The 6,216-nt window shown below is 34.8% G+C and carries 7 protein-coding genes; 5 read left to right on the top strand and 2 right to left on the bottom strand.

From position 1 onward, the window contains the following. Positions 1–444: 444 nt before the first annotated feature. Positions 445–1,464, bottom strand: a complete 1,020-nt coding sequence (locus FC88_RS06160; RefSeq protein WP_057813839.1) for a YeiH family protein — start codon at positions 1,462–1,464, stop codon at positions 445–447. 97 nt (positions 1,465–1,561) lie between these two features. Here FC88_RS06160 and FC88_RS06155 point away from each other — a divergent pair, with 97 nt between their 5' ends. Further along, a complete protein-coding gene (locus FC88_RS06155; protein WP_057813836.1) occupies positions 1,562–2,407 on the top strand; it encodes a LysR family transcriptional regulator in 846 nt (281 codons plus the stop codon). On the opposite strand, the gene FC88_RS06150 is transcribed toward FC88_RS06155, so the two are convergent. Further along, complete coding sequence (locus tag FC88_RS06150) at positions 2,404–2,988, bottom strand: peptidylprolyl isomerase (protein ID WP_057813834.1); 585 nt, start codon at positions 2,986–2,988, stop codon at positions 2,404–2,406. The genes FC88_RS06155 and FC88_RS06150 overlap by 4 nt on opposite strands. 118 nt (positions 2,989–3,106) lie before the next feature. Between FC88_RS06150 and FC88_RS06145 the strand changes: the two genes are divergently transcribed. From FC88_RS06145 to FC88_RS06130, 4 genes are all read left to right on the top strand, one after another. Next, positions 3,107–3,457, top strand: coding sequence for a DUF2200 domain-containing protein (locus FC88_RS06145; protein ID WP_057813833.1), 351 nt, complete (start codon positions 3,107–3,109; stop codon positions 3,455–3,457). Positions 3,458–3,538: 81 nt separating this feature from the next. Then, positions 3,539–3,790, top strand: a complete 252-nt coding sequence (locus FC88_RS06140) for a hypothetical protein (protein WP_057813831.1) — start codon at positions 3,539–3,541, stop codon at positions 3,788–3,790. Positions 3,791–3,877: 87 nt separating this feature from the next. Beyond that, positions 3,878–4,714: a mechanosensitive ion channel family protein gene (locus tag FC88_RS06135; protein WP_149029781.1), complete on the top strand. Its 837-nt coding sequence runs from the start codon at positions 3,878–3,880 to the stop codon at positions 4,712–4,714. A gap of 76 nt (positions 4,715–4,790) precedes the next feature. Beyond that, a complete protein-coding gene (locus tag FC88_RS06130) occupies positions 4,791–6,200 on the top strand; it encodes a C69 family dipeptidase (RefSeq protein WP_057813828.1) in 1,410 nt (469 codons plus the stop codon). The last annotated feature ends 16 nt before the right edge of the window (positions 6,201–6,216 follow it).

Below are 6,216 nucleotides of genomic sequence, written 5' to 3'. Positions count from 1 at the left end.
CAAGTTAATGTCAAGAACTTTTTAAAATAATTTTTCTAACAAATCATCAAGCAAATGATGAAATGTTAGATGATGTCTAACAGACAACTTAATTATCTTATCGAAGATGCAAGAACAAGTCAAGCATTTTTTAAAATAATTTATGACGTCTTGGAAAGCTGTAAGGCTTGAATCCGTTGACGTTGTTGCATCTGTCGTGACAACAGGTAATATATTACCGTTAATAATAAGTCGTTGCAAGTACTTTTTATTATTTTTTTCAATTTCTTTTGCAAAATTGACTAATTGAATAGTTTCTTCCTATTAATTAACAAAAAACAAACAATTACAAAAAACTACAACATGACTTTATTGACTATTACTATATCACGAATTTTGACAAATGAAACCCCTTTTATACAAAAAGACAGCCACTAAGTTAATCAACTAATGACTGTCTAAAAGTTAAAAGAATGTTTTACTTACGATAATTGTAAAGATCAATAAAATTACTGACGCAGATAATGAAGCCAAAACAGCTTTCTTTCCACTGCTGAGAAACACTTTAAAGTTCACACTCATACCTAAGGCGGCCATTGCCATCCCTAATACAATATAAGCTAATTTAACTAATCCATTTAAAAGACCAGCTGGCATCGGAATAAATGTTCCGATAACACTGGCTAATAGAAATCCTGCCATAAACCATGGAATTGGAAGTTTCCCTTTGCTGCCATCAACAGGTTTTTCTTGTTTTTGATACCAAAAGCCGATAACTAAAGCTGCCGGTGCTAATAATAGAACTCTTGATAGTTTAGTAATAATAGCCGCACTTAAACTGACTGATCCACCAGCACCACCAGTAGCAATCGCATGAGCAATTTCGTGAAGTGATCCACCTGCCATGACTCCAAATTGAGTTGGTGACATATGCAACATAGGTTTAATAGCTATTTCAATCAAAGTAAAAACCGTACCTAAAATAGCAACAATCGCTACAGCCAATACTTCATCGTTGTGTTTAGCCTCTTCCTCCTCTTTTGAAACCTTGATTTGAGGAGAAATACCCATAATGGCAGCTGCCCCACAAATTCCCGTTCCACTGGCAGTCAAAATTGCTAAACGTTTATTAACGCCAAATTTTCTAGCAATATTATAAGTTAGAAAGATTACACCACTGACAATAAACATCGCAAACAATATTGTTTTAACCCCAGCGTGTGCCAAATCAATCAAATTTAATTTGAATCCTAATAAAATAATTCCTAAACGTAAAAATTTATTGGAAATAAAACCAATCCCCATTTTTGATTCTTCAATCAATGGTCGACTAATTTGGAACATCATCCCTAAAATCAAAGAGATAACTAAAGCTCCAATAATCGTCAAATAAGGTAGTCCACCTAAGAGTGTTCCAATAATCGAACAAAGAAGCGTTATCCCAAAGGCATATAAAAAGCTTCTTTCAAAAAGTTTTGCATACATACTAATTCCTCCGTAGCTAAGATGATAATATATAAGTACCATAAGTAAAAATTAGTATTTCTTTGGATATCATAAGCACAACTTATAGGAGGTACATATGCTCGACAGAAGATATCAAACTCTGATTGCTCTAGCTAAATATCAATCATTCACTAAAACTGCTCAAAAGCTTTACATTACACAACCGGCCGTCTCCCAACAAATAGCTTCCTTGGAAGAAGAATTAGATTTTCCTTTAGTTATCAGAGAACATGGCAAGGTTCATCTCAGCCCTGCCGGAAAAAAATTAGCCCAATTTGCAACACAAATAGAGTTTGAGGGTAAAAAGGTCATCGATACTTTACACAGTAATATTGAACATTTAAAGATGGGTTGTACTCTCTCACTCAGTTCCACTATTCTGCCCAAATTTGTTCAACAATTATCGACTAGAACTAATATCGTTACGACAAAAATTAACAATACTCAACATATCTTACAAAATATTCGTGATGGAAAAGTCGACTTCGGCTTAATTGAAGGTAATTTCAACAAGAAAGAATTCGATGCTTTCCTATTACAGAAGGAACATTTCATCGGTGTTGGTCATAATAAATATCGGTGCGATTCAATTGAAGACTTATTTAATCAACCATTATTACTACGAGAAAAGGGTTCTGGTAGCCGGGAAATATTTGAAAACTGGTTAGCAACCCAAAACTACAATATCAATGATTTTAAAAATACTATTGAAATTGCCAGCCCTTCTGCCATTATCGAATACCTCAAGCAAAATGACGGTATTAGTTTTATGTACGAATCCCTAGTCACTAATGAATTGGAATCCGAACAATTAAAAAAACTAGATCTACCAGGATTTCACGTGGAACATCCCATCAATCTAGTTTTTCTCAAAAATTCTTATTTCAAAAATATTTATCAAGAAATTGTCGAATCAGTTTAGTCTGCGATTTCAACACTTTCCATTACGATATCTTCATTAGGTTTGTCATTGTTATTACGTTTAGTACGAGCAATGTCACGAACAACGTCCATACCATCGATAACCTGACCAAATACTGTGTGGCGATGATCCAACCAAGGAGTTCCACCATTTTTATATGCAGCAATGATTTCTTCTGGATAACCAGCTGAAGCCATTTCCTTGATCATGCGTTTTGGCATATTTTGGTTAGAAACAATGAAGAATTGACTGCCATTAGTATTAGGACCAGCATTAGCCATTGACAAAGCACCATCTAAATTGAAAAGTTGGTCAGTGAATTCATCTTCAAAACTATCACCATAGATGCTTTCACCACCCATACCAGTTCCAGTTGGGTCTCCCCCTTGAATCATGAAATCAGGAATAACACGATGGAAGATAACCCCGTTGTAGTAACCTTTTTTAGCTAATTCGATGAAATTTTTTACAGTCTTAGGTACCAATTCATCGAAAAGTTGAATTTTGATAGCTCCGTGATTGGTATTAATTGTCGCAACACTGCCAGTAGCATTGTCTAAATCTAATTGTGGATATGACATTTTAAAGTTCCCTTCTATATATAAGTAAATTTACTTTACCACATTTAACCAATAAGCCAAATCAAAGAAGATTCTAATCGACTTTGATAAACTAAAAGAAACACCTTTGGAGGTCATTATGCCTAAAAAAGATATCACGCAAATGTATTTCAACGATATTTATCCTCTATATGTCAAAAAAGTAGAAAGAAAAGGCCATACTCAAGCAGAGGTAGATCAAATTATCACTTGGCTAACTGGATATAACCAAGATTCTTTGAGAGCCATTTTACAAAATGAAATCACTTTTGAAGATTTCTTTAACCAAGCGCCTAAATTTAATGACCAGGCAAAGCTTATCACTGGTACTATTTGTGGCGTAAAAGTTGAAAATATTACAGATCCACTCGTTCAAAAGATTCGTTATTTGGACAAATTAATTGATGAACTCGCTCACAACAAACAAATGGCCAAAATTTTGCGTCATTAATTTCCATATAGTACAAAGGACTATAATTTACTCTCCTCATATGTTATGTTATATACCCATTTCAATTGAGGAGATTTTAATTTGGTTACAGAAAATATACAAGATTACACTTTAGGACAAAATAAACCCACTTTAGATATTACCGTGACTGGAAATAGTGAAATTGACTATTCCCATGACGACTTAAAAATTGCTGCTGCGATTAAATTAATCGAATCGTGCGATAACTTGAATTTCACATTAATGACTGGTGAACACGAATTGTACAAAAAGTTATCCGATAGATTATACGTGGCAACTGAAGATTTTGTCCCGAAAAGTTATTTACAATAACAAATTCAAGTCAGAGAAGACCGTTTCTCTGACTTTTTCTTTTGTGATAATATTATTTGAGTAATTATTCAGAAAGGAATAAATAATTTGTCACTTAATCTTAATACCTTAATCAAAAAACTCTTTCTCAAAGTCGATTGGGAATCAGTCTTACAGCACGTTGCTTCAGTTGCTTTCCAATTAATATTATTAACTATCGTCTTACTTCTAATCAATTGGATCGGTAAAAAAATCATTCGTCACATTTTTAAAACCGGACTTAGAGGCACTAAACGTCAAATCTCTCCTAAAAAACTTGATACCATTTATACATTAGCTCTCAATATTTTCAAATATACATTAATGTTCTTTTGGATCTACGCTATACTTTCGGCCATCGGAATTCCTGTCGGTACATTAATAGCTGGAGCCGGAATCTTCAGTTTGGCAATTGGTCTTGGAGCTCAAGGATTCGTTTCCGATATGGTCAACGGTTTCTTCATTTTATTGGAGCAACAAATCAGTGTTGGTGATTTAATTCAAGTCAACAATATCGAAGGCGAAGTTACCTACGTTGGTATTAGAACGACTCAAGTCAAAAGTTTCGATGGAACTCTGAATTACATCCCTAATCGCAACATTACTATTGTCAGCAATCTATCGCGTAACAACATGCGAGCTCTAATGGAAATTCCTGTTGCCAGTAACTCTCCTTTTGAAAAAATTACGCAAGTTATTGACGACGTTAACGACAATTTAAATTTAAAAGAACTTCAAATCACACAAAAACCTTATATCTTTGGCTTTTCAAATTTAAATGATGGCACTTTATCAATTCAAGTTGCTTGTTACACCACTCCTGGTGCTCAATACAACGCCAGAAATGTATTATTAAAGAAGTATTTGAATGCATTAAAAGATGCTGGGATTAATCTACCTAAATAGTTAGCTTGGTTGGTTTCCTACATTATAAAAGTTATAATTAATTTATTAGAGATTATAAAAAAGGAGCTAATTAATAATGGAAAAACGCATTAAAGGTTCTTGTACTTCGATTTTAGTTGGTAAAAAAGCTTCAATTGACGGTTCAACTCTTATTTCAAGAAACGATGATGGTCATGAAGCCTTAGATCCACAACGTTTCGTAGTCGTAAACACAGAGGATCAACCTAGAGATTACACTTCAGTTATCAGCAAGGTAAATGTTAAATTGCCTGATGACCCACAACGCTACACTTCAATTCCTAACTCAATTTTGACAAATGGAATTTGGCCAGCCGCTGGTATCAACAGTTCAAACGTTGCTATGTCAGCTACTGAAACTATTACTACTAATTCACGTGTTCAAGGACTCGATCCTTTCGTTGAAAATGGTTTAGGTGAAGAAGATTTAGTTACTGTCGTTCTTCCTTATGTCAAGAGTGCTCGTGAAGGTGTTAAACGCCTAGGTTCACTTTTAGAAGAATACGGAACTTATGAACCAAATGGTATTTCATTTGCCGATAATGAAGAAGTTTGGTGGTTAGAAACTATCGGTGGACACCACTGGGCAGCCGTTCGCATTCCTGATGATGCTTACGTTGTAGCTCCAAACCGTATGAACATTGATCAATTTGACTTCGATTCAAATGACACACTTTGCTCAAGTGATTTGAAAGACTTGATTGACAACAACAACCTCAACCCAGACTTTGAAAACTACAATCTAAGACATATCTTTGGTAGTGCTTCTATTAAAGATACTGTTTACAACAACCCTCGTACTTGGTACGGTCAAAAATTCTTCAGTCCTGATGACACAGCTGACGATCCAATGGAACAAGATCTACCATTCATCTGCCACGCTAACCGTAAGATTTCCGTTGAAGATGTGAAATTCGTTTTGAGTTCTCACTTTGAAAATACTAAATACGACGTTTACGGCAGTGGTTCCCAAAGTGATAAGAAACTCTTCAGACCTATCGGTATCAACAGAAACCACAACGTTCACATTCTTCAAATCAGAAACAACGTTCCAAAAGAAATTGCTGGCATTCACTGGTTAGCTTATGGTGCCAATACTTTCAACACGGTCGTTCCTTTCTATGCCAACGTTAACGACACACCTGCTCAATACAAAAACGCCACTGATAAATTCGATTTGAACAACATGTACTGGTTGAGTTGTACAACTGCATTGCTTGGTGATACTGACTATGACTTCTACGTTGATATGAGAAACGATTATGAACTAGATGCCATGAGCGCTTATCGTAAAATTCAAAACGATACCGATGCCGATATTTCTGGACAAAAAGATATTGAAAAATACCTCGAAGATGCCAATAAGAAATTAGCTGACGTAGCCTTTGAAAAACAAAATAAATTGCTCGGAGACATGGTAACAACCGGTTCTAACAACATGAAACTTCGTTACAATTTGAATGATTAATCACTAAAAGTCGATA

Source organism: Companilactobacillus futsaii JCM 17355 (assembly GCF_001435505.1).
GTDB lineage: Bacteria > Bacillota > Bacilli > Lactobacillales > Lactobacillaceae > Companilactobacillus > Companilactobacillus futsaii.
This window is presented reverse-complemented; position numbering and strand designations above follow the sequence as displayed.